18 protein-coding genes and 1 riboswitch are annotated in these 25,576 nt (G+C 44.4%); of the genes, 12 read left to right on the plus strand and 6 right to left on the minus strand.

The features are described from left to right. The first annotated feature begins 10 nt into the window (after nt 1–10). Together DXN04_RS02570 and DXN04_RS02575 are read left to right on the plus strand one after the other, a co-directional pair. Nucleotides 11–952 carry a geranylgeranylglycerol-phosphate geranylgeranyltransferase gene (locus tag DXN04_RS02570; RefSeq protein WP_116851732.1) on the plus strand — a complete coding sequence of 314 codons (942 nt, stop codon included), beginning with the start codon at nt 11–13 and terminating at the stop codon, nt 950–952. Then, nucleotides 952–1,512, plus strand: coding sequence for a Maf family protein (locus DXN04_RS02575; protein WP_116851733.1), 561 nt, complete (start codon nt 952–954; stop codon nt 1,510–1,512). Before DXN04_RS02570 ends, DXN04_RS02575 begins: the two co-directional genes overlap by 1 nt. Before the next feature lie 84 nt (nt 1,513–1,596). Here DXN04_RS02575 and DXN04_RS02580 read toward each other — a convergent pair whose 3' ends face one another. Both DXN04_RS02580 and DXN04_RS02585 read right to left on the minus strand, forming a co-directional pair. After that, complete coding sequence (locus DXN04_RS02580; protein WP_116851734.1) at nt 1,597–2,778, minus strand: homoserine dehydrogenase; 1,182 nt, start codon at nt 2,776–2,778, stop codon at nt 1,597–1,599. A gap of 50 nt (nt 2,779–2,828) precedes the next feature. Next, nucleotides 2,829–4,007 (minus strand): trans-sulfuration enzyme family protein, encoded by a 1,179-nt coding sequence (locus tag DXN04_RS02585; RefSeq protein WP_116851735.1) that lies wholly within the window; start codon nt 4,005–4,007, stop codon nt 2,829–2,831. Between the two features lie 128 nt (nt 4,008–4,135). Next, nucleotides 4,136–4,259: riboswitch (SAM riboswitch) on the minus strand. 113 nt (nt 4,260–4,372) lie between these two features. On the opposite strand from DXN04_RS02585, the gene DXN04_RS02590 reads away from it, so the two are divergent. The 6 genes from DXN04_RS02590 (at nt 4,373) to DXN04_RS02615 (ending at nt 14,117) form a co-directional block, all read left to right on the plus strand. Beyond that, the gene (locus DXN04_RS02590; RefSeq protein WP_116851736.1) at nt 4,373–5,674 is read left to right on the plus strand and encodes a DUF2851 family protein; all 1,302 of its coding nucleotides are present in this window, start codon (nt 4,373–4,375) and stop codon (nt 5,672–5,674) included. A gap of 242 nt (nt 5,675–5,916) precedes the next feature. Next, nucleotides 5,917–6,771 carry a hypothetical protein gene (locus DXN04_RS02595; protein ID WP_147319818.1) on the plus strand — a complete coding sequence of 285 codons (855 nt, stop codon included), beginning with the start codon at nt 5,917–5,919 and terminating at the stop codon, nt 6,769–6,771. 186 nt (nt 6,772–6,957) lie between these two features. After that, a complete protein-coding gene (gene lipA, locus DXN04_RS02600; protein WP_233525506.1) occupies nt 6,958–7,881 on the plus strand; it encodes a lipoyl synthase in 924 nt (307 codons plus the stop codon). A 478-nt stretch (nt 7,882–8,359) separates the two neighbouring features. Next, nucleotides 8,360–9,691 (plus strand): TolC family protein, encoded by a 1,332-nt coding sequence (locus DXN04_RS02605; RefSeq protein WP_116851738.1) that lies wholly within the window; start codon nt 8,360–8,362, stop codon nt 9,689–9,691. Nucleotides 9,692–9,747: 56 nt separating this feature from the next. Then, a complete protein-coding gene (locus tag DXN04_RS02610; protein ID WP_116851739.1) occupies nt 9,748–10,902 on the plus strand; it encodes an efflux RND transporter periplasmic adaptor subunit in 1,155 nt (384 codons plus the stop codon). 38 nt (nt 10,903–10,940) lie between these two features. Further along, nucleotides 10,941–14,117: an efflux RND transporter permease subunit gene (locus DXN04_RS02615; protein ID WP_116851740.1), complete on the plus strand. Its 3,177-nt coding sequence runs from the start codon at nt 10,941–10,943 to the stop codon at nt 14,115–14,117. Between the two features lie 75 nt (nt 14,118–14,192). Here DXN04_RS02615 and DXN04_RS02620 read toward each other — a convergent pair whose 3' ends face one another. Continuing rightward, nucleotides 14,193–14,603 carry a hypothetical protein gene (locus tag DXN04_RS02620; protein ID WP_147319819.1) on the minus strand — a complete coding sequence of 137 codons (411 nt, stop codon included), beginning with the start codon at nt 14,601–14,603 and terminating at the stop codon, nt 14,193–14,195. Nucleotides 14,604–14,810: 207 nt separating this feature from the next. Beyond that, on the minus strand, nt 14,811–17,495 hold the full coding sequence (locus DXN04_RS02625) for an AsmA family protein (protein ID WP_116851742.1): 2,685 nt from the start codon (nt 17,493–17,495) through the stop codon (nt 14,811–14,813). A gap of 103 nt (nt 17,496–17,598) precedes the next feature. On the opposite strand from DXN04_RS02625, the gene DXN04_RS02630 reads away from it, so the two are divergent. After that, nucleotides 17,599–18,186: a TrmH family RNA methyltransferase gene (locus tag DXN04_RS02630; RefSeq protein ID WP_116851743.1), complete on the plus strand. Its 588-nt coding sequence runs from the start codon at nt 17,599–17,601 to the stop codon at nt 18,184–18,186. A gap of 54 nt (nt 18,187–18,240) precedes the next feature. On the opposite strand, the gene DXN04_RS02635 is transcribed toward DXN04_RS02630, so the two are convergent. Both DXN04_RS02635 and DXN04_RS02640 read right to left on the minus strand, forming a co-directional pair. Then, a complete protein-coding gene (locus DXN04_RS02635) occupies nt 18,241–20,643 on the minus strand; it encodes a ribonucleoside-diphosphate reductase subunit alpha (RefSeq protein ID WP_116851744.1) in 2,403 nt (800 codons plus the stop codon). A gap of 107 nt (nt 20,644–20,750) precedes the next feature. Then, nucleotides 20,751–21,722, minus strand: a complete 972-nt coding sequence (locus DXN04_RS02640) for a ribonucleoside-diphosphate reductase small subunit (RefSeq protein WP_116851745.1) — start codon at nt 21,720–21,722, stop codon at nt 20,751–20,753. Between the two features lie 475 nt (nt 21,723–22,197). On the opposite strand from DXN04_RS02640, the gene DXN04_RS02645 reads away from it, so the two are divergent. From DXN04_RS02645 to DXN04_RS02655, 3 genes are all read left to right on the plus strand, one after another. Further along, nucleotides 22,198–22,839, plus strand: a complete 642-nt coding sequence (locus DXN04_RS02645; protein ID WP_116851746.1) for an ABC transporter ATP-binding protein — start codon at nt 22,198–22,200, stop codon at nt 22,837–22,839. Beyond that, nucleotides 22,826–23,932 (plus strand): hypothetical protein, encoded by a 1,107-nt coding sequence (locus tag DXN04_RS02650; protein ID WP_116851747.1) that lies wholly within the window; start codon nt 22,826–22,828, stop codon nt 23,930–23,932. The genes DXN04_RS02645 and DXN04_RS02650 overlap by 14 nt, the downstream gene beginning before the upstream one ends. 162 nt (nt 23,933–24,094) lie before the next feature. Beyond that, nucleotides 24,095–25,447, plus strand: coding sequence for an outer membrane beta-barrel protein (locus tag DXN04_RS02655; RefSeq protein WP_116851748.1), 1,353 nt, complete (start codon nt 24,095–24,097; stop codon nt 25,445–25,447). The last annotated feature ends 129 nt before the right edge of the window (nt 25,448–25,576 follow it).

Raw genomic sequence — 25,576 nt, forward strand, 5'->3', positions numbered from 1 at the left:
TTAATTGATTATGAAGTTGCTGACAGCATTTTTTAGACTGGTACGGTATCCAAACCTTATATACATAGCCCTCACGCAATATTTACTGCAATACTGTGTAGTCGCTCCTATACTCCATTATAATGGTGTAGAACCTTCACTTTCCGTGGCATCTTTCTGCCTGTTGAGTTTATCCACAGTGCTGATTGCGGCAGCGGGGTATATTATTAATGACTATTTCGATATTAATATTGATATCATTAATAAGCCTGACAAGATGGTGTTGGACAAGGTGATCAACCGTCGTTGGGCTATGGCCTGGCACACCATTTTTAATCTCGCCGGGGTGAGCATCGGTTTTATTGCCGCATGGAAAATCGGCCAGATCTACCTGGGTTTTACGCAGGTATTGTGTTCGCTGCTGCTGTGGTTCTATTCTACTTCCTTCAAGCGTCAGGCGCTGATCGGAAATGTATTGATCTCATTGCTTACAGCGCTGGCTGTAGTGGTGGTAGGCTTTTATGAGAAACAAATTTATGAAAGCTTTGAAGCCATCATGTCTCCTGAGGGCAGAAAGCTGATTCAGATAATCGGGATCTATGCGGTATTTGCCTTTTTGATTTCGCTGGTAAGAGAGATCGTAAAAGACCTGGAAGATGTAATCGGTGACAGCAAAGATGGTTGCCGTACCATTCCAATTATTTGGGGGGTGGAGCCAGCGAAGAAGATCTGTTATGGATTACTCCTGGGATTGCAGGTACTTATTGTAGTGGTTGAGATAAGAGTTGCACTGATAGGTTGGTATATTGCTATTGCCTACCTGTTAATTTTTGTACAGGCCCCTTGTTTTTATATTTACTCTTTATTGAAAAAGGCGCACCTGCCAGAGCATTATCACAAAGTGAGCTCACTGGTAAAACTGGTGATGCTGTCAGGTATCCTGTCGATGGTCTTCTTTAAATTATTCCTCTGATGTATACAGGCAAACGTGTTATACTAGGGAGCCAGTCACCCCGGCGCAAGCAGCTGCTGGAGCAGGCGGGTATTCCCTTTGAAGTGAAAGTAGTGGATACTGCGGAAACTTTTCCTGCTGATATGCACATTCCTGATATTCCTGTGCATATAGCGCGCCAAAAGGCGGTAGCCGTAGCACCGTTGTGTAAGGCAGATGATATTATTATTACTGCCGATACGGTCGTAGTATTGGATGATATTATTATTGGTAAGCCAAAGGACAGGGAGGATGCGATTCGGATCCTGAGTGCACTCAGTGGCAGGGAGCATCGTGTAATTACGGGTGTAATCATTTTGAGAGATGGCAGGGAAGAAGCGTTTTCAAAAGAGACAGCGGTACACTTTAAGCCATTGACAACAGAGCAGATCACTTACTATGTGGACAACTTCAAGCCTTATGACAAAGCGGGTGCTTATGCGATCCAGGAATGGATTGGGGCAGTGGGCATTGACAGGATCGATGGCTGTTTTTATAACGTCATGGGATTACCTGTGAGCAATGTTGTAGAAAAGTTATAAATAATAAACGGTGCCCTGATCAGAGCAGGGACACCGTTTCATTTTGGTTGGTTAATACCTTTATACTTCCTATTAACGCAATTCCTATTCCAATACCAGCAGGTTCACATCCGGATTTTTCAGCCATTTGGCTTCTTTCAGTTTTTCCAGATTGATCACCCCAACAACGTAACGCCAGGTAGAGGATTCATATTTTTCAGAGATATTGTAGAAGTCTGGCAGATGTACCTGGTCGGCTGTACGATAGCGCAGGTAGATTTTTAACTGCACATCGTTTGTAAATGCCGGAGAGTTTGCCTGCTTTATCTTCTTATACTCGTATCTGTAATTGTAAGTCAGTGCAGATATATCGGACAGTACTGCGCTACCTGTAGCGGTTCCACCAGCGCCTTTTCCTACAAAGAACTGCTTGTCTGTAAATGCACTTTCGAGCAGGATTCCATTGTATTCATTGTATACATCATACAGCAGGTTGTGTTCTTTAACGAGGTGTGGTAATACAGATGCATTTACACTACCATTTTGTCTTCTGCAACCAGCGATGAGTTTTACTGTTGAGTTTCTTTGTTTCGCAAACTGGATGTCGAAATCATTCAGGCGATGAATACCAAAGTTGAATACTTCTTCAGGTTTTACGAATGTGCCGAAAGCGTGTAACAGTAGGATCACGATCTTGAATTTAGGATCGTAGCCTTCGATATCCAGGGTAGGATCAGTCTCTGCAAATCCCAGTTCCTGCGCTTTTTTAAGGGCTTCATCAAAGCCCTGGTTTTCTTCGAAGATCTTGGTCAGGATGTAATTCGTAGAACCGTTACAGATACCTTCAACGGCATTGAGCAGATCGTTGTCATAATACTCTTCCAGGTTGCGCACGATAGGAATACTTGCACAGCTGGATGCCTCGTAGAGGAAAGGTACTTTGTTTTCAACCTGCAGCTGATAGAGGGCCGGCAGGTTTTCAGCGATCATGCGTTTGCTGGCGCTTACTACTGCTTTACCATTGCGCAGGGCGGTGCTTACGATTTCGAAAGCGGCTTCGGTTTCGTTGATCAGTTCCACTACTACATCGATGGTAGGGTCCTGTAAGATATCGTTCTTGTCTGTTGTGAAATAGCTGGCATCGATTGGACGCGGCTTATTGGGGTCTTTGATACATATTTTCTTAATACGCGCATTGATACCTTTAGTTCTGTTCAATACTTCGTAAAGTCCTTGTCCCACACAACCAAATCCGAAAATACCCAGATTGATAATTTTGTTTTCCATGTTCAATACTTAGTGCTGCATTCAGTGTCCGTTGCAAAACGGTTTTGCGTTTATTGTAAAACTGTAATTTGTTTACCGGCAGGCAGGTTCAGTTTATCCAGTGCCTGTTTGAGATCGTTGATCAGGTCTTCTGCATCTTCGATACCTACGGAGAGGCGGATGCAGGAGTCCTGCAGACCTGTTTTTTTGCGGTGTTCTTCCGGAATATTCCGGTGTGTCATGGTAGCCGGGTGATCCAGCATACTCTTTACACCACCAAAGCTTTCGGCGAGTTTAAACAGCCGGGTGGCGTTCACTACTCTGATTGCATTCTTGATGTTGTCATTTTTGAGAGAGAAGCTCACGAGTGCACCGTATTGCTTTTGTTGTTTACGGGCGATGTGGTGGTTTTTGTGTGAAGCCAGTCCGGGATAAAATACTTTATCCACAGCAGGATGGGCAGAGAGCCATGTGGCGATGGCCATGGCATTGCTGCATTGCTTGTCGAGGCGCAGGCACAGGGTTTCAATGCCCCTGATGGTGAGCCATGCTTCGAACGGACTGAGTATACTGCCTGAAATATTCTGATTAAAGCGTAACTGGTCGGCGAGTGTTTTGGAATTGACGACTACCAGGCCTGCGATTACATCGGTATGACCTGCGAGATACTTGGTAGCACTGTGGATCACGATGTCTGCACCCAATGGAATGGGTTGTTGCAGTAGTGGTGTGCAGAGGGTATTGTCAACCACCAGCAGTACGTTGTGCTGCCTGGCAATCTTGCTGATTGATTTGATATCAGAAACACGTAGTGTAGGATTGGTGGGTGATTCCAGCCAGATCATCTTTGTATTTGGTGTGATAGCAGCCAATACTTTGTCGGTATTGCTGGTATCTACAAAGTTTGCTTTGATGCCAAAGCGTTCGAACATATGCTGGAACATCTGGAAGATACCGCCATAAGTATCTTCGACTGCCATGATTTCATCACCTGATTTCAACAGTTTCATTACTGCATCTATCGCAGCCATACCGCTGGCAAAGGCAAAACCTGCGTGGCCTTCTTCGAGGCTGCAGATGATGTTTTCCAGCACCTTGCGGGTAGGGTTGTTGGCCCTGGAGAATTCGAACCCTTTGTTGATGCCGGGTGATTCCTGTACGAAGGTAGAGGTCTGATAGATGGGAACGGAGATGGCCCCCGTTAATTCATCTACTGGGATACTGTGTAATAACTGTGTGGCTATTTTCAACGCAAAGCAATTATACGGTTATGAAACTTAGCGTTCAGAACAGATAACTACCCAAAACAAAAAAGGCTCTTCCGAAGTTGGAAGAGCCTTTTCAGTATATAAGTACGATGAAAATGTCAATCTCTGCCAACTTATCTATCTCCGGTTATGTGTATAACCGAAGCCGGAATTAGCACCTTTTCCTCGTTTGTTAAACAAGGTTGGTTGCTAAGGCATCGCAGGGCCAAGTCCCTCCGCCTTTCTGGATAAGTCATGTGTTAAAGAACTGGGTGCAAAGTTAATGGTAACTGCATCAGATTTCCAAAAAAAGAAAAATTTGGAAATCTGATTCAGGAAATGCTAAATTTATTAGTAAAGGAAGATGTATGACCATTGTTCAAATAGCCCCGCTCCTCACAGAGGAGCTGTTCCAATATATTTGGAAGCATCGTTTGTTTACCATTTCCAATTTACATACGATAGAAGGAGATGCTGTGCAGGTACTTCAACCGGGAGTACTAAACAGTAATGATGGTCCGGATTTCAGCAACGCCAGGTTGCGGATAGGCAATACAATCTGGGCAGGAAATGTTGAATTACATTTAAAAACGTCTGACTGGTTCAGGCATAATCATCAGCGCGATCTGCGTTATAGGAATGTTATACTGCACGTGGTGTTTGAAAACGATCTGGAGGAGAAGACGACGCAGGGAATTCCTGTTTTGGAGTTGCAGTCGGCGATTCCCAAAATGGTGCTGCACAGGTATGCAAAGCTGAAGCACTCAGGCGATTTTGTGCCCTGTGCGGGGAATGTGGCATCAGTGGAGCGGCTCACGTGGAGAAGCTGGAAAGATCGCCTGCTGGTGGAGCGGATGGAGAAGCGTGCTGACATGATGAAGGAATGGCTGAAAAAGAGTCATAATAATTGGGAAGAGTGTTGTTACTGGGCTATTGCCTATAGTTATGGGATGCCGGTAAACGGGGAGGCTTTTCTGAAGCTGGCGCAAAGTCTGCCTTATACAATGCTGATGCGGAATAAACATAATCTTACGCAGCTGGAAGCATTGTTATTTGGTCAGGCGGGTATGCTGGATGGGGTGTTTAATGATGAATACCCATTGGACTTGCAGGCAGAATATGCGTTTCTGAAGCGGAAATATCATTTGTTGTCCCTGTTGCCTCATCAGTGGAGGTGGTTGCGGATGCGGCCTTCATCTTTTCCTTCGGTAAGGCTGGCTAGTCTGGCAGTATTGTTACAGCAGGGGAGGGACCTCTTTGCCCGGCTGCTGGAGATAAAAGATCTGCAACATTTCCAGCAGGTATTGTTTGTACAGCCGGAAGGTTACTGGAAAGACCATTACAGGTTTGATACACCGGCCGTAATCATGCGCCGGCCGGGTATGCTGGTGACAAGGAATGTGATCATCAATAGTATCTTACCCCTGTTATATTTATATGGCAGGGAGAAGGGATTACCGGAATACCAGGAAAGGGCATTGGGTATGATGGAATCGCTGCCTGCGGAGGAAAACAATATAATGGAGGGTTGGAAAAAGGTCGGAATACAGGCCGGAGATGCTGCCGATTCCCAGGCATTGCTGCACCTGAAACAGTATTATTGCGAGGAAAAGCGCTGTTTGCAATGCGCTATAGGATGCAAATTACTTAAGACAGGGATCTCCCTGTAACCATTTTACTCCGAGTGCGTTATATCTAAGGGGAAACGCGGCCGGGGGATAAAAACAAATTTACACATGAAAGAAAAAACGTGTAGGTTTGTAACGATAAGTATACCAATATCACGCCCCTTACGTTTATTAGTAATGGTGGGCGATACAGTTAGACTCAGGATACTTTTGTTTGTAATTCGTGATGAGGCTGATCAATCATATTTTAAATTTACTCCCTTAACAAAAACAAATCTATACAGGTGAAAAAATTACACTTATTCTTGCTTTTATTGGTAGTGGCGGGTGGATTGAAGGCACAGGACAGTACCTCGTCGGTAAAGTCAGGAGTACAGCACAGGGAGCAGAAGAAGTCTAAGCCCGTTGCGACATTTAAAGCGCAGGAAGAATTGGAAAACGTGTATGAGCGTGAGTTTTCAGTAGGTGCCCGTCTTAATACTGACGGGTGGAGTGGCTTTCTTGAAAAGGGGTATCGCAGCAGCAGGACCAAGGTGACTTTCTTCCAGTTTGAATTTGCAGAAAAGAAAGATCCGAAGGAAGATAAGAAATCAGGTGCGATCAAAGGGGTAGATCAATACGGATTTGTATATTCTGAAAAACCTTATATCTATGGTAAGCAGAATAACTTTTACCAGGTGAAGATCGGTTTAGGTCAGCAAAGACTGATAGGTGGTAAGGCCAATAAAAATGGGGTGCTGGTGAATGCATTCTATTATGGTGGTCTTTCAATCGGGTTACTGAAACCTTACTATGTAAATGTACTTGACCCGGCAGATGGTGTAACCGTGAAGACCATTAAATATGGTGAGAGCATAGAGTATAACCAGGCATTCCTGGACAGGGATAAGATAATCGGAGGCGGCGGATTTGGGAAAGGCTGGGGAGAAGTATCTGTAGCACCCGGTGTACATGCCAAGACAGGGCTCCGTTTTGACTGGGCCAGGTTTAATGAAGTGGTGAGTGCGCTGGAGGTGGGTGTCAACGCTGAATATTACACTAAGGACGTAGCTATAATGGTTAATAATGATCCTAAGAAGTTCTTTTTCAATGCTTACATAGCTTTACAGTTTGGTAAGCGCTGGAATAAGAAGAAGTAAAAAATGAGAAATAATATAAAAAACGCTTTTGCCTGCTGGTAAAAGCGTTTTTTATTTAAGGTAGGGGGAAGGCCCCTTTTTTGTGAAGATTAGCGAATGGGAGGACATTGAGCCTGTCCCTATAATATGCTGGCTTAAAATCCCCCGAGAAGTACTATTTTTGTAATCTTAAAGAAAGGATCAGAGATGCAAGAACCAACACTCACGACCGCAACACCTTGCAGTACAGCACCTGATGCTGCACCTGCCCCCAGGATTAAAAAACCTGATTGGCTGCGTGTCAAATTACCGATAGGAGAAAACTACAAACAGGTCCGTAGCCTGGTAGATAACCATAAATTACATACCATCTGCGAAAGCGGAAACTGCCCTAACATGGGTGAGTGCTGGGGTGCCGGTACCTCTACCTTCATGATATTAGGAAATATCTGTACCCGTAGCTGCGGATTCTGTGCCGTAGCCACCGGCAGACCAGAAGCAGTAGATTGGGATGAGCCTCAGCGTGTAGCGGAAGCGATCTTCCTGATGAAGGTAAAACATGCGGTTATCACCTCTGTAGACAGGGATGAGCTGAAAGATGGCGGTTCCATAATCTGGGCCAATACCATCAAGGCTGTAAGGGCGCTGAACCCTGAGACGACTATGGAAACGCTGATTCCTGACTTCAGGGGCCAGTGGGAAAACCTGCAGCGCATCATCGATGTAGCACCTGAAATCGTGTCTCACAACCTGGAAACTGTAGAGCGCCTTACCAAGCAGGTGCGTATCCAGGCTAAATACCACAGAAGCCTCGAAGTAATTCGCCGTCTGAAGGATGGTGGCATGCGTACCAAGAGCGGTATCATGCTGGGTCTGGGTGAAACCAAAGAAGAGGTAATCCAGGCAATGCAGGATCTGTATGATAATGGTTGTGACGTAGTGACCCTGGGTCAGTATCTGCAGCCTACACCAAAGCATCTTCCTGTAATACGCTTTGTACACCCGGATGAGTTTGCAGAGTACAGAGAGATTGGTTATGCGATGGGCCTTGATTATGTAGAATCAGGACCATTGGTAAGATCCTCCTACCATGCAGAGAAGCATATCCACAGTGGTCGGCCTGCTAAGTAATTAATCTTATTTATTAAAATCCATCAGCGGTGATGGATTTTTTTATTTCCATCATATCTTCGCACTTCAATTGCGAATAGAAGTATTTTATAAAAATAGGGGTGCATTTGTATAACCAGTAGACCTCAGTTACTATCCAACAGATTCCTTAGGTAGCAAAATATTGACTATCTGATGATTAATAGAGATAGAAAATTTTAATTGAATAGTTATCTTCGCAACACATTTTTCGAATAGTTTCAGGGGAATAAGCGGATATTTCCCGGTATATGCCCGTATATACGACCAGTACCGCAGATTACACCTACATTACCTGTAACCTACCTGTTTGATTGTTAGTACATATTGATCTGTGCTTAAGCCGGGTATTGTGTGTCTATTAAAATCTTAATTAATTACTGCGCAAGCAAAGAACATATAGCATTATTGCTTTGTTCTACGATTGGTCTAAAGAAGAAACTGATTGTCAAAACCTTTTATGAAAAGAGTAATTTATCTGACCGCCATGTTGGGAGCGGGGCTTATAAGCACCTCCTCCTCTGCACAGCAGGTATCTGATTCCGTCATGCCAAAAGCGTCATTGCAGGATTGCATCCAGTACGCTTTGACCCACCAGCCAGCGGTGAAACAATCCCTGCTGGACCAGGAAATTGCGGAACATACCATCAAGAGCAAACTGGCTGACTGGTATCCCCAGCTGAATCTGGCCGCCGGCCTGAACCACTATCTGAAGTTGCAGACATCTTATTTTAATGGAGCTGCTATCACCACCGGTGTGGCTAATACCTCTTCTGCAGCCTTTACTTTAACGCAGAACATCTTTAACAGGGATGTATTGCTGGCCAGCAGAACGGCAAAAGTTGTACGCCAGCAAGCCGCACAAAATACCACCAGCAATCAGATTGACGTGGTATCCAACGTATCCAAGGCTTATTACGACATGTTGCTGACCAAAGCACAGGTTGCAGTACTGGATGAAGATATTGTGCGCCTGGAACGTAGCCTCAAAGATGCCTACAATCAATACCAGAGCGGTATTGTAGACAAAACAGACTACAAGAGAGCGACCATTTCCCTGAACAATGCCAAAGCGCAAAAGAAAACAGGAGAAGAATCACTGAAAGCCAAGAACGCACTGCTGAAGCAATATATGGGCTTCCCGGCCGATTCTGCACTGGATGTGAGATATGATACCATCCAGATGGCACAAAACGTACAGCTGGATACCAACACTACGGTTACTTACCAGAACAGGATTGAGTACCAGTTGCTGCAAACCCAGCGTTCATTGCTGGAGGCAGAACTGCGCTATAATAAGTGGAGTTATCTGCCTACTGTGTCAGCATCCGGCAGTTATACCTTTGCGTATTTCAATAAGGATTTCGGGAAGTTGTACAATAATAACTACCCTAACTCACTGGTTGGCCTGACCGTTTCCCTGCCGATCTTCCAGGGTTTCAAACGTACTCATAATATTAAGATTGCTGAGCTGAACATCAAGCGTACTGACTGGGATGTAGAGGCACTGAAGCAACAGATCAACACTCAATATACCCAGGCAATGGCTACTTACAAGAGTAATCTGAATGAATACTTTGTAATGCAGGAAAACGTGGAGCTGGCCAAAGAGGTATTTAACCTGATTGATCTGCAGTACAGGGAAGGAATAAAGACCTACCTGGAAGTGATCACTGCCCAGACAGACCTCCGTTCAGCAGAACTGAATTACTATAATGCCATGTACACTGTATTATCGAGCAAGATAGACCTGGAAGTGGCATTGGGTACATTAACACCATCAATTCAATAAATGATAAAACTGGCTGATTAAGAATAATCAGTCATTGAAAGGACAAATATTTTCAGATGAAAACAAAGCAACACATTCTCCTCATTGGCGCTACAGGTATGTTTTTTCTGGCTTCCTGTAAAGGTCCGGAACAAAAAGGTGCTATGGCGATGCCGGCAACTAAGGTAAATGTAACGGCTGCTACTATGGGACAGGCTATTTATTACGATAAATACCCGGCTTCAGTGGTGGCCCTGAACCAGGTGGAACTGCGTGCGCAGGTAAGCGGTTATATCACCGGTATCTTTTTTAAAGAAGGGGAGGTCGTGCAGAAAGGAAAAGCCCTGTATGAAATAGACCGTCGTAAATATGAAGCCGCTGTACGTCAGGCTGAAGCCAACCTGGCCAGTGCAAAGGCTACACTGGTGCGTGCACAGAAAGATGCAGACCGCTATCACCAACTGGCGAAACAGGATGCGATAGCACGCCAGACCCTGGATAATGCAGATGCAACCCTGGAAACCAGTCGTGCAAGCGTAGCTGCTGCCGAAGCAGCACTGCTCTCCGCCCGTACTGATCTGGATTACTCTGTTATTAAAGCCCCTTTCACTGGTCGTATCGGTATCTCTCAGGTAAAACTGGGTGCACAGATCAGCCAGGGAACTACACTGCTGAACACGATGTCCAGTGAGAATCCAATCGCTGTAGATTTCGTGGTGAGCGAAACCGATATTCCTCGCTTTTCAGCTATGCAGGGTAAGACCATTACTCCTGGTGACTCTACTTTCCGCCTCACATTGCCAGGTGGCACTGCATACTCTGAAAAAGGAAAGATCCTTGCTGTTGACCGCGGGGTAGACAACCAGACAGCTACTATCAAAGTACGTATCGAATTTGCTAATCCTAAGGATGAGCTGAAAGATGGTATGAGTGCGGTACTGCAGGTATTGAATGAGCAGAGTGGTGAAAACGTGATCATTCCTTACAGAGCTGTAGTAGAACAGATGGGTGAGTTCTTTGTATTCGTAGCGACAGACTCTCTGACTGCTGAACAGCGTAAGATTCACCTGGGTCCAAAACTAAGAGACCGTGTGGTAGTAACCGATGGTGTAAAAGCTGGAGAAGTGGTAGTAACCGATGGGTTCCAGCGTCTGCGTGATGGTGGTAAGATCGATACTTCCGGTGTTGCTCAACAACCACAGCAGGCTCCTGGCCAGGCTCCTAAAAAATAATAGTAAACAGTTTGAGTTTGAATCAATAGAAGAAGATCATGATTGCAAATACTTTTATACGCAGACCGGTCACCGCGATAGTAATTTCTGTCGTACTGGTGTTGGTAGGGATATTGGCGATGCTCAACCTGCCTATCGGTCAGTATCCTGAAATCTCACCTCCTACGGTGCAGGTTACAGGTACATATACCGGTGCGGATGCCCAGACCATTGAGCAGACGGTAGCCACGCCTGTGGAAGTACAGGTAAACGGTACACCTGGTATGACATACATGACCAGTAACAGTACGAACAGTGGTTCTATGAGCCTTACTGTAAACTTCGAAGTAGGTACTGATATCAACATTGCAGCGCTGGATGTACAGAACCGTGTTGGTATTGCTCAGCCAACCCTGCCTCAGGAAGTACAGCGTTTAGGTCTTACTGTAAGAAAGCGTAACCCCAGTATCCTGATGCTGGTGGCATTATACTCCCCGAACGGAACACATGATGTGACCTTCCTGGATAACTACACCAACATCTTTATTAAAGATGCCTTGCTCCGTGCAAAGGGTGTGGGTGATATCTTTACCCGTGCGGATGATTTCAGTATGCGTGTGTGGCTGAAGCCTGATAAGCTGGCCGAAATGAACGTATCTGCTGATGAGGTGAAAGCTGCCATCACAGAGCAGAATGCTCAGATCGCAGCGGGTTCTGTGGGTGCACCTCCACAAAAGACTGGTCAGACTTACGAATACAACATTTTCGTAAAAGGCCGTCTGGCAAATGCCGAGGAGTTTGGAAATATCGTTGTAAAGACCCAGCCTAACAATGGTGGTCTCGTGTACCTGAAAGATGTGGCACGTATAGAACTGGGTAAATTCAACTACACAGGTAACTCCTTTGTAGATGGTAAAAGGGCTTCTTACCTGCTGGTTTACCAGGCACCGGGCAGTAATGCAATCGAGACTGCTGAGAATGTGACCGCAGCTATGGAAGAGCTGAAAAAAGCTTTCCCTAAAGATGTAGATTACGTAGTACCATTCGAGTCAGTATCAGTGGTGAAGGTATCAATCCATGAGGTGGTTGAAACCTTGCTCGAAGCCCTGGTGCTGGTGGTAATTGTGGTGTTCCTCTTCCTGCAGAGCTGGAGAGCTACCATCATTCCGGTGCTGGCGATTCCGGTGTCGATCATTGCAACATTTATCTTCTTCATACCATTGGGCTTTACCATCAATACCCTGACCCTGTTCGGTTTCGTACTGGCAATCGGTATCGTGGTGGATGATGCCATCGTGGTGGTGGAGGCGGTCCAACATAATATGGACCATGAGCAGATGTCGCCGAAGGAAGCCACCCTGCAGGCTATGAAGGAGATCTCCGGTCCGGTTATCGCGATTGCGTTGATCCTTGCAGCGGTATTCGTACCAGTAGGATTTATCCCTGGTATCGTAGGTCGCCTGTACCAGCAATTTGCGATTACTATCGCGATCTCTGTACTGATCTCCGCCTTCATCGCGCTGTCTCTGACTCCGGCATTATGTACGCTGATTCTGCGTCCTATGCACCTGGATAAGGATTCAAAAGGTCTGAACAAATTATTCTACCGTTTCAATACCTGGTTTGGTCATTTGACCAGCCGTTATTCACTGGGCGTAAAGAAGAGTATCCGTTGGGCAAGATATGTCATGATCCTCCTGCTGTGTATTTGTGTGGGTGTGTTCATGCTATTCAGAACCAAGCCTACAGGGTTCATTCCTACAGAAGATGATGGCCGGTTGTATATCACATTCGACTTACCGGAATCTGCTTCTACAGAGCGTACCGTTGATGCACTGCATGGAATGATGAAGGCTTTGGACAGCGTGCCAGGTATTGGTCACTATGCAGCATTGGGTGGTTTGAACGTAATTAGCTTTGCGACCAAGTCAAACAGTGCGACCATCTTCGTACAGCTGAAACCATGGGATGACAGAAAGTCTAAGGAAACACAGATCCAGGCGATTGCGGCTAACATCCAGGCGAAACTCTCCCGCTGGAAACAGGCATCTGTTGTAGTCATTCAGCCACCGGCTATTCCGGGTCTGGGTAGTACCGCAGGTTTCTCCTTTATCCTGGAGCAGCGTAGTGGTGATCCTGATATCAAGGCGTTTGAAGGCGTATTACAGAAGTTTACAGCTGCTATCAACCAACGTAAGGAAATAGCAAGAGGCTTCTCTTTCTTCACTGCCCGTACACCAGGTTACCAGTTGGATATAGACCGTGAAAGAGCGAAGAAAATGGGGGTATCTATATCTTCTGTGGCGACTGCTTTGTCTACCTATATGGGTAGCTCCTATGTGAATGACTTCACCATCTATGGCCGTAACTTCCGTGTACTCACACAGGCTGATTCCAGCTATCGTGGTGATATCAAGGATCTGAACCAGATGTTTGTGAAGAATTCGAACGGAGATATGGTACCATTAAGTGCCGTCACTAATTATAGGGTGACTGAAACTGCGCCGGTAATTTCTCACTATAACCTGTTCCGTTCTGCGGAAATCAATGGTAGTCCTGCACCTGGATATAGTAGTGGTGATGCGATCAATGCATTGAAGGAAGTAGCTGCAGAAGTATTACCTGAAGGCTATGGCTATGAGTTCTCCGGTTTGAGCCGTGAGGAGTTGTTGTCCGGTAGTAAGACGGTATACATCTTTGCGTTGTCTATTGTGTTCGTATTCCTCTTCCTGGCGGCGTTGTACGAAAGCTGGTCTGTACCGTTTTCCGTACTGCTGGCGGTGCCGATTGGTGCGTTTGGTGCGATCCTGACGCTTACCTTCCTGCCAAAGATTAGTAATAACGTATACGCACAGATTGGTTTGATTACGTTGATTGGTCTGTCGGCGAAGAACGCGATCCTGATTGTGGAGTTTGCGAAGGAACGTGTGGATAGGGGTATGGAGCTGGTAACGGCGACTGTGGAAGCTGCAAAGCTGCGTCTGCGCCCGATTATCATGACCTCCCTGGCCTTCCTGTTGGGTATTCTGCCGCTTGTACTGGCTTCCGGTGCGGGTGCGGAATCACGTAAGACGATGGGTTGGACTGTATTGGGTGGTATGTTTACCGCTACCTTCCTGGCAATCTTTATTGTACCAGTGTTGTTTGTAACGATTACAAGACTGGCTTATGGGAAAGAGAAGCTGAAGGCGATGCAGGACAATTACAAGGTAATGCAGGATCATATGGATGTATAAACGAATAAGGTGGCCATTGGCCACCTTATTTCAAGCTTATAAAAAAGCCCGCTCAATTGAGCGGGCTTTAACATTTTACTTACCAACCACTTGTCTGTAGTATAGCAAAATGGCTAACAGGGACAGGGCAATCGAGGATAGAAAGAATATCAGGAATATTTTCCATCCTATATGAACAGTTATTTTGTCTTCCGGTGGCGCAACATCTCTATACACCTTACTTTGGGCACGGGATGACACACTTGCTTGCCTGGTTGCTTCTTCCAGCGCAATCCGCTGCATCAAAGCAGCTTTAATATGTGCGGGAGGCATCGGTGCATCCTTAAATGCGGCCCGCTCCATACGACGTTCTACTTCTTCCATTTCTGTATGTAATTCAGGAAAAATATTCAAATGGATTCGCAGGTCTTCTTCTTCTTCAAGAGTAGTAAACCCGAGAAAGTGTTTTTCGATTAGGCCATCTGATATGTAACGCTCGTATTCCATATACTTATTAAGGTTTTCTCTCAAGTTAACATGTCATCCATTCAAAGGATGGAGAATAAGCAATTTTCCACGGCTTTGCTAAGGTGATAAAAATGTCAGACAAAAAGTTGTCCAATTTAGTGAATTAAGAAAATCCTCAAAAATAATTCGAATTAAGGGCGCATTATCCCTGTTTTAGGTGTATATAAATGGTTTTAATGTGTTCCCCTAGTTATTTTTCTTCTTGAAAATGTTCCCGATCCCCTTTACCGCCTCTTTTCCAGCATTCTTCAATTCTTCGGTCTTATTAGTAGTAGTATTCGAAGAATCCTTCTTTCCTCCTAATAGCTGCTTGGTCAGCTCTTCTTTTGCCGCTTCTTTTACCGTAGTTACGGCATGGTTTTTAACTGATTGCAGTGTATCTTTTATCGCGGTCTTTACAGTATCCACTTTATTTTTGACTAAAGTAGCAGCCTGATCTTTCAGGTTATTCACTGTATTTCCAGCGGTTTCCTGCAAGTTAGTTTTATAAGTTGGTTTTAAGATATTTCCTCCCAATAAAACATTTAAATGAATACTGTCACTTACGTTTACGGGTATACCTTTTTTACTTGCCTGGGTGGCCAGGCTCGTAATCAGGGCATCTCCCTGCTTGCCGATTACGCTTCTTGGCAGGGTCATGAGCAGGGTGTAGTCCAGTGACTGATCAAAGCCGTGGGAGCCGCCGATCTGCATATGCATACCATTGAAGTTTACGGTAAATGGATTGATATTAACCCTTCCGTTTTCAAAGGAGAAGTATGTTTTCAGGTCTTTGAGCGACAGGTTTTTCAAGGCTGTCACGTTCAGTGTATTAGCCAGTTGGTCCACCACCCCAAATTTCTGTAATGCACCTTCCAGTACCAGCAGATTACCGTCTCCGTTCAAACTGCTGAGTACAGGCATCATATCCTTGCCCAGCTGACCTTTCAGGCTTAATTGAGAAGTTACCTTACCAGCTATAAACTGTGCAATCGGCATCAGTTTTTGTACGGTATTGAAAGACTTAAATGCCTGTTGGATATCTATCTGCTGTACATTGTACGCCATGCTGATATCTGGTGTATTTGGATTGGTCCTGGTGCTATAGCTACCATTTACCTCCATAGTACCCTGCATGGCATTGGCTTTCACCTGTTGCATGGTAACAGTCTGATCTTTTACAAGCAGCGCACCGGTTACATTGGTCAGGTCCAAGTTGTCATAATGCACCTTGTCGGCAGAGGCATTCAGGCTCAGGTCCAGATTAGCAGGTACCGCAAAAGGGGCACTCGGTGTATCCGTAGCTGTGGTAGCAGTAGTTTCGGTCCCCATCCATTTATTCAGGTCAATCTGGTCTGCTTTTACGGTCAGGTTACCATCCAGCGGTTCATTCTTAAATGCATAAGCCAGCATATTATTAACTGCACCATTGGCTTTAAAATTTGTACCCATGTACTGGCCATCGAATGATTCGACAGTTACGTTTTTCGGATTAAATTTCATGGAAAGGTTGTTCACCTTTACGCCATCAGGGTAGTCTTTGCTACGATAGAGGAGATTGGTCACCAGGATGCTGCCTGCTGCATAGAAGCGATCGTACTGTTGCTTTTCGATTGCGCTCATGTTGCCTTTTGCACTTACATCTGCATCTACAATACCGCTAAGGGCAGTACCGCCTTCCAGTTTTACAAACTGTGTTACTTTAGAAAGGTCGAGGCTACCTTTGGCAGCGCCATCTACGTACATGTCAGATACAGGTGTTTTTACCAGCAAGCGCAGGTCCAGGGGAGTATTGTCCATATCCAGGTGAGCAGATGGCATATCTACAACAGTGTGATCGGGCACCCCGTCGGGATTGTTGACCTTGAGGGCGATCTGAATATTCTTCACTGGTTTAGGCAGATCAGGATATTGGAAGTAACCATCTTTTACATTCAGGTTCAGGCCAAATGCAGGCATCTGGGTAGCACTGTATGTACCTTTTACATAACCATCGAATGATGCAGTACCAGAAGTTTTGATCTTGTCAAAATCTGTCATGAAAATAGCCGGTACCAGGGAAAGGATGTCCTTGAACTGGGTGGAAGGTGCTTTCATGCTCAGATCCATACCATAGGTGCTGTCATTAACCAATGTGAAAGAACCCTGTGCTGTGAGCTGGAGGTTATTCAGGCTGGCTTTTGCCTGTTGAATGGTGTAAGTGCTGGTTTTATTATCTACCTTAATGTCAGCATCCATTTTGGTGTGCGTACGCAGCAGGTAAGGAATGAGGCCATAACGGAAGGTAACCGCTTCAGCTTCAGTAGTGGTGGTGAGGGTAAAGAGGTCCTGCGTGAAATCCCCTTTTCCTGAGTGGTCAAGGTTTTCAATGATCAGGCCCATATCTCCCTGACGATCAGTATACTCGATATAAGCATCTTCAATTTTGTACTGTTGCAGGCTCATAGCAAACTTCGTTGCAGCAGTATCTGCAGGATTGATTTGGGCAGTATCAGGTTTGGTGATATCCCAGTTAGCCTTACCGTCTTTGTTGATGATGGCGTGGATGCGAGGTGCCTCGATATTGATGTTGTAGATATCGTAAGATTCACCCTTAATTACACTCATCAGGTTCAATGCCACATCGATTTTTTTCACCGAGATCAGCGTATCTCCGTTAAATGGTGCGCGGTTTACCACCTGCAGATCTTCCAGCGCCACAGCAAGGCGTGGAAAATGTCTGATCAGACTGATATCTACGTCTTTAAAGTCAACGTCCGCCTCCAACTGCTTATTCAGTTCAGTTTTTACGATGGACATAATCTTTCCCTTGAACAGGAAAGGAATGGCAATAGCTGCGGCTACTAATACGAGCAGCAGTATACCCGTTACTTTCAGGATCTTCTTTAACATGTGGCAGATATAGGTTTATATATTCCGATTGAAGATAACAAGTAAATGCCGTATTCTTCAAATTAGCTTATTTTTGCTCCTGAATTTTTATATCTAATTGATTATGACTCCTGAACGTAGAGAACGAATACTATCCGTACTGAATAGACGCCAGGCTGGCCTTACGGTAGTGCTGGAGAATATAGAGGACCCGCATAATATTGCTGCAATCATGCGTACCTGTGATGCTGTGGGAATCCAGGAGATTTTTACGGTGAATAACAAGCCGCCAAGGGTGAAGAAATGGGGGGCCAAAAGTTCCTCAAGTGCTAATAAATGGTTGACTCATCATAAATATACTGATGTACATGAATGTATTAAAGTGTTGAAGCAGCGGTATGATAAATTGATGACGACTCATCTTGCACATAATTCTGTGAGCCTGTATGATATTGATTTCAAAGAATCTGTTGCATTGGTGTTTGGAAATGAGCAGACGGGAGTATCGGAAGCATTCCTGGAAGCTGCGGATGGTAATTTTATTATTCCGCAAATGGGGATTATCCGGTCATTGAATGTATCTGTCGCCTGTGCGGTGAGTATTTATGAAGCTATGAGGCAGAAGACGCTTGCAGGGCATTATGATAAAAGAAGTTTGCCGGATGAACAGTACAACACCTTGTTAGAACAATGGGGATATGAAGAAGAATAAAAAAAAGCTGTTGCAGTCCGCAACAGCTTTTTATTTTATCTGAATTCTTTTAGATTAAGCACTACAAGTCACACATCCCTCTTCCATGGTGCATACTGCACCTTCAATGATCTCCACTTCATCTAATTTCGGGTCTACTTTCTTTTCACCTGCAGGTGCTGTTGCGGCAATCACAGGTTCCATATTCTGACCACCTTGTTTCTCTACCGTAAACTGTACTGCCTGGGCAGCGGCCTGTGTACGCAGGTAGTACATACCTGTCTTCAGACCTCTCTTCCACGCGTGGAAGTGCATAGATGTCAGCTTCGCAGCAGATGGTGTATCTACGAACAGGTTCAGTGACTGAGACTGGCAGATGAAAGCCCCACGATCAGCTGCCATATCGATGATAGTACGTTGTTTGATTTCCCAAACAGTTTTGTACAGTGCTTTGATATTAGCTGGTATCTCCTGGATATGCTGGATAGAGCCGTTTGCAGCAATGATTTTGTTCTTCATATCGTTGTCCCACAGGCCAAGTTCTACCAGATCTTTCAGCAGGTGTTTGTTTACCACTACAAATTCACCACTCAATACACGGCGGGTATAGATGTTGGAAGTATATGGTTCGAAACATTCGTTGTTACCCAGGATCTGGGAAGTAGATGCAGTCGGCATTGGTGCCAGCAACAGGGAGTTGCGGATACCATGTTTTTTGATCTCTGCTTTCAGTGAAGCCCAATCCCAGCGGCTGGAAGGTGATACGCCCCACATGTCAAACTGCAGGATACCTTTAGAGGCAGGAGAGCCAGGGAAGGTTTCGTAAGCGCCTTCTTTTATAGCCAGGTCTTTGGAAGCGGTGAGGCCTGCAAAGTAGATGGTTTCAAAGATATCTTTATTCAGCTGTTTAGCTTCTTCACTTTCAAATGGATAACGCATCAGGATGAAGGCATCTGCCAGCCCCTGTACACCCAGTCCGATAGGACGATGGCGCAGGTTGGAATTACGGGCCTGTTCAACCGGATAGAAGTTATGGTCGATGATACGATTCAGGTTGATAGCTACCTGGTAAGTGACATCAAACAAACGCTGATGATCAAATTTACCATCGATCACAAAGCGAGGCAGTGCCAGGGAAGCGAGGTTACAAACTGCAACTTCATTGGCATCTGTATACTCAATGATTTCTGTACACAGGTTCGAGCTCTTGATGGTACCCAGGTTCTGCTGATTCGACTTGCTGTTTGCAGCATCTTTATACAGCAGGTAAGGATTACCTGTTTCAATCTGTGCATCGAGAATAGCGAACCACAGGTCCTGTGCTTTCACTGTTTTGCGTGCGCGGTTTTCGCTTTCATATTGTGTATACAATTTCTCGAAAGCTTCGCCCCAGCATTCATGCAGTCCTGGTGCTTCATGAGGGCAGAACAGGCTCCAGTCGCCATTTTCTTCCACACGTTTCATGAACAGGTCTGGTACCCACAGTGCATAGAAGAGATCTCTTGCACGCATTTCTTCCTTACCGTGGTTCTTGCGCAGATCCAGGAATTCGAAGATGTCCGCATGCCATGGTTCCAGATATATAGCGAAAGCGCCTTTACGCTTACCACCACCCTGGTCTACATAGCGTGCAGTATCGTTGAACACACGCAGCATAGGAATGATACCATTGCTGGTACCGTTGGTACCGCTGATATAAGAACCTGTAGCGCGGATGTTGTGAATGCTCAGACCAATACCGCCTGCACTTTGCGAGATTTTTGCAGTTTGCTTAAGGGTATCATAAATCCCTTCGATACTATCGTCCTGCATGGTGAGGAGGAAGCAGCTGGACATCTGTGGCTTTGGCGTACCTGCATTGAACAGGGTAGGCGTAGCATGTGTGAACCAGCGTTCGCTCATCAGGTTATACGTTTTGATTGCCGCATCGATATCCTCTTTGTGTATACCGACTGCCACACGCATCAACATATGTTGTGGACGTTCTGCCACTTTTCCGTCTATCTTTAATAAGTAAGAACGTTCCAGTGTTTTGAAACCAAAGTAGTCGAATGCAAAATCGCGATCGTAAATTATATTGGAGTCCAGGACCTCTGCATTTTTGCTGATGATTTCCATTACATCATCAGAGATCAGTGGAGCGGGTTTACCGACTTTAGGATCGATATATTCATACAGCTTCCTCATAGTCTGGGAGAATGATTTCACTGTATTTTTATGGAGGTTACTTACTGCAATGCGTGAAGCCAGCAGTGCGTAATCCGGATGTTTTGTAGTAAGCGAAGCGGCTGTTTCTGCAGCCAGATTATCCAGCTCGGTCGTGTTTACACCATCATATAAACCTTGAATTACTTTCTTGGCAACGTCGATAGCATCTACATAATCCGCATTTAATCCATAACAAAGTTTTTCAACGCGGGCAGTAATCTTATCAAACTTTACCGCTTCTTTGCGGCCGTCGCGCTTAATTACAAACATGGTTAAATGAATTTAAAAGGTTAGTATTAATAGAATATGTGTGGGCAAAAAAATGTCAGCTTATAGCTTGCAATTATTATGCCTTTATACATGAATCCGGTAAATAATTAAAAATCTTCATCAAGGCTGAAAGTCTGTGTATCTTTTCCAGACATTACACCTGCTTTCTGATAATCACCCACGCGTTTTTCGAAGAAGTTGGTTTTCCCCTGGAGAGAAATCATCTCCATGAAATCAAACGGATTTGCAGTATTATATATTTTACTATAGCCTAATTCTGATAACCAGCGGTCCGCCACGAATTCAATGTATTCGGCCATCAGCTTACTGTTCATACCAATCAATGCAACAGGCAGCGCATCGATAATAAATTCTTTTTCAATTTCTACAGCGTTGGAAATAATCTGGTGAACCTGTTCTTCTGATAATTTTTGTTCCAGCATGCTATAGAGCAGACAAGCAAATTCACAATGCAGTCCCTCGTCACGGCTGATCAATTCATTGGAGAATGTAAGCCCAGGCATCAGCCCTCTTTTCTTGAGCCAGAAGATAGAACAGAAACTACCTGAAAAGAAGATTCCTTCTACTGCAGCAAATGCTACCAGGCGTTCAGCAAAGTTGCCATTCTCAATCCAGCGCAGCGCCCATTCTGCTTTTTTCTTTACAGCAGGTACTGTATCGATGGCATGGAACAGACGATCCTTTTCAGCCGGATCTTTTACATAAGTATCGATCAGTAATGCATAGGTTTCAGAGTGGATGTTTTCCATCATGATCTGAAAACCGTAGAAACAACGAGCTTCCGGTAACTGTACTTCACTCATGAAGTTCACAGCCAGGTTCTCATTTACAATGCCATCGCTGGCAGCAAAAAATGCAAGTACATGTGTAATAAAGTGACGTTCCCCATCATTCAGATTCGCCCAGTCTTTCAGGTCCCCACTCAGGTCAATTTCTTCCGCTGTCCAGAAACTGGCTTCGTGCTTTTTGTATTTTTCCCATACAGCCGGATAATTGATTGGCAGCAATACAAATCGATCCTTATTTTCCCTTAACAGGAGTTCATTCTCGTAGTTCATCACTCAATTAAATTTAATTATGGTTAACGTATATAGACATGCCAGGACATTACGGAAAGGAGACGTTCCCGCCAATTAATTGCATATGAACCCTTTTTTCTGTGATACCCTTTTTATAATACGTGTACGCTGGTTTGTTCAGGACTGGTGGATTGCGCTGGTAATGTTTTCTCGGGGCACAACTTCGCCATGAACTAATACAAATGTAATAATGATCTTCACTGGCTATATTTTAAGTTATTAACGGACTGTGGAAAACACATGTGGGTAATTAGAAAATGAAGCAGGACAGGGGAATTCACCGATGTTAAATCTATCCGCAATCGTTTTGCACATAGAAAATAATTTAGATATTATTTAGTTTTTTTTCCGGAAATCGGACTAAATTTTCACCAATTTTTTGTTAATTCCTTTACTACCAGTAGGATAAAAAAAATAATTTGTACAATATTAGCAGAAAGTATAATCATTCGTCATGCCGGCACCCGTTCTCTGTTTAAAAAATGTGATTAAAGCCTATGAGGATCACGTAGTTCTGAATATCCCCGAGCTCCAATTGGACTATGGAACCTATTGGTTATTAGGAGAAAATGGAGCCGGCAAGACTACAAGTATGAAGGTAATGGCTGCATTGATCCCCAGCCAGGGAGAAATCAGTGTGGAAAACGTGCAGGCTAAACAGCAACCTGTTCAATTCCGCCGACTTGTAAATTATGCTGAAGCAGAGCCTGTTTACCCCGGTTTTTTAACCGGAAAGGATCTGCTTGGTTTATACCTGAAAACCAAAGGGAAAGGCTATAGAGACCTGGATCAGATCATACATTTATTAGGAATTCACGAGTTTATCCACAGACCTGTAAGTGGCTACTCCAGTGGCATGTTGAAAAAGCTGTCACTGGTACTGGCATTTACAGGTATGCCCAAGGTGATTCTGCTGGATGAGCCCCTGATTACATTGGATGTACAAACAGTTCCTTTAATCAATAAGCTGGTGGAAGAATTCCATACACAATTCGGCGTTACTTTTATTATTAGTTCACATCAGCCAGTTTCGGGCAGTTCTATCCGCTTACAGGTACAGGATAAAAATATTGTAGCAGCTCATGGCGTTATCTAAAATATTTACAGGCAGCTTTTATGCAAAAAATGCGGCTATCTTTTTCCTGGTATTTTATTTCTTTTTCGGAATAGTGCCAGGTAATATGTTGCTTTCCTATCATCTGACTTTGATCCGGGGATTTACCGGTAATGTGGACTTCTTATGCCTGGTTTTGCTGGGATGGGCTGTATACAACGCAAAGTGTGTATTATTTATTTTAAAAACACTGAGTGCACGGGAATCGCTGTACCTGTATGCAACGCTGGGTGTACTGGAGGGAAGGGAAAAATGGAGTACCTGGTTTCGTATTCATTTCTCCCTGTACCTGCCGGCGCTGACATATAGTGCAGCTGCAGTATGTATCGCCTGGAATGATAAACATATAGGTGCCGTTGTTACTATTGTCCTGTTCCAGTTACTAATGTTAATTTTGCCGCTTTTTGTCTATGACCGGAAGATTAAAAATCCAGGTACTACATCGCTGTTTATCAGGTGGCAGCAAAAGCTGAATCGCTTATTCACAAAACCTTTATGGGCATATTACATTTATGAATTGCTGAATAATGGCAGTCGTTCATTGTTCATTACAAAAGGAGTGACAGGCCTTATCATCATCGCTACTTATTCTTTAATGGAACAGCCTTATGAACTGCGTTTTATGCTTGTAGGGTTATTGCTTGTATTACTGGCACATACAGTATTAGTATTTAATCACAGGCAATTCGATGATCTGAAATTATCCATGTCTATTCAACTTCCTTTGCCGCTATGGAAAAGATATGCACATACATTATTAGGTTACTTTGTGTTGTTATTACCTGAGTTTATTTTTCTTGTTGTAAGAACATACCAGGTAGCAGGCCCATTAGACCAGCTGTTATTTATTTCCCTGAGTGTATCAATGCTGGTCATGTGGCGAATGCTGCTGTATTTCCCAGGTCTGGACCAGGATAAATATTTCCGCTGGGTACTCATTTCAATAGTTGTTGCTTTGTTCATGATATTGGGGTATCTGTACTGGTACCTTGTAATTGGTTTACAGGTACTGGCATTTACAATATTTAGTTTACGATATTATAAGTACGAACCGCCCCTGGCAGAAGTACAATAGTCCTTCTCATTTTCTTAGAAAGTCTCTCATTTTGAGAGGCTTTTTTTATGCCTGGAAAGTTTACCTTTTCTTGTAATGCTTATCTGTGCGTTGTTTGGTGATTTCGTGCCAGAACCGGAACAATTTTCGGCTAATGTCGGGCATTGAATAAACTTATACAAAATGAACAACCTTTTAAGCGTACTTTTACTTGCATCTGTTCAAACATTCGCACAGGCACCTGATACTACCAAAGTGCCTTTTAGCGGAATGGATATGACTTGGCAAAACGGGAATGACAGAAGGGACCAACCCAACCTGCAGTCGAAGTATGTGACTGGCATCGTAATGCTGGATGTGAACTACACACATTCTTTCAACAATCCTAATGACAATACTGTAGTAGGTTCTACCGCACTGGCGCGTAACAATGAAGTGCAGGTATCCAGTGCTGCACTGGGTGGTGAATTTAATTATAATGGTGCCAGAGGCCGTATCATTACGCAATTCGGTACCCGCTCTATCGTTGTACCACGCAATGATTACAGTGTGTACAGAGGACAATATCAACTGTCAAATGCTTACAGGTATATCAGTGAAGCTTATGCAGGTTATCACTTTAACAAGTGGTATGGTATCAATGTGGATGCCGGTATGTTTATGTCTTATATAGGTTTGAACTCTTATTACCAGGTGGAAAACTGGGAATACCAGGCGAGCTTTACATCGGATAACACACCCTGGTTCTTCAATGGTGTGCGTGTACAGATCTTCCCCTCCAAACACCTGAAGATCGAACCCTGGCTGATCAATGGCTGGCAGAGCTATGGTAAGTTCAATGCTATGCCCGGAGTAGGTTTTAACATTACCTATGCACCGCATGATAATCTGAAACTGATTACAAACAACTATTATGGTGCTGATGCTGCTATGATTCCGGACCGTAAGCGTTTTCACTCAGACAACAGTGTGCTGTACAGATATTACAATAAACCAAATTCCAACGGAATTACAAAGATGGCTTTCTCTCTCACCGGTGATGTCGGTTTTGAAAAAGGTGGTGGGGTAAATGGATTTTCCAATGGCGACAGTACCAAAGGGCCGGCACAATATTTCTTAAGTGCCATGTTCTATAACCGTACCTGGTTTGCCCATGATCATTTTGCATGGACCATTGGTGGCGGTGTCATGAAAAACCCCGGCCGGTACCTGGTGCTGTATCCTACAGGTCAGGCAAGCCCATTGCCTAATCCGGCAGATCCTACTAAAACAGAAGGCGCTTATCCATTCTCTGCCAATCCCGGTGATCAGTTTGCCGCATGGGATTGCAGCACAAATCTGGACTGGATGCCAAATCAGAACCTGACTTTCAGAATCGAGTATGTGCACAGGCATGCGAACGTTCCTTACTTCGCTGGTAAAGGTGGGGTGACTTCACCTACTGGTTATACCACGACCCCCTTGCCGGCGGATTGGCGGCCAGACCTCGTGAAATCAGAAGACAGGATTATCTGTGCCATTTTATTCAGGCTGTAAATAATCGCTATACATGTAATCGAAATGCTGTAACTAACCTAAGAGAACGCAGATAAGGGTTGCCGAAAGGTGACCCTTATTGCATTTATACATGATAATTATTATTTCAAATTGAGTATATTCGTAACT

Source organism: Chitinophaga silvisoli, assembly GCF_003412465.1.
Lineage (GTDB): Bacteria > Bacteroidota > Bacteroidia > Chitinophagales > Chitinophagaceae > Chitinophaga > Chitinophaga silvisoli.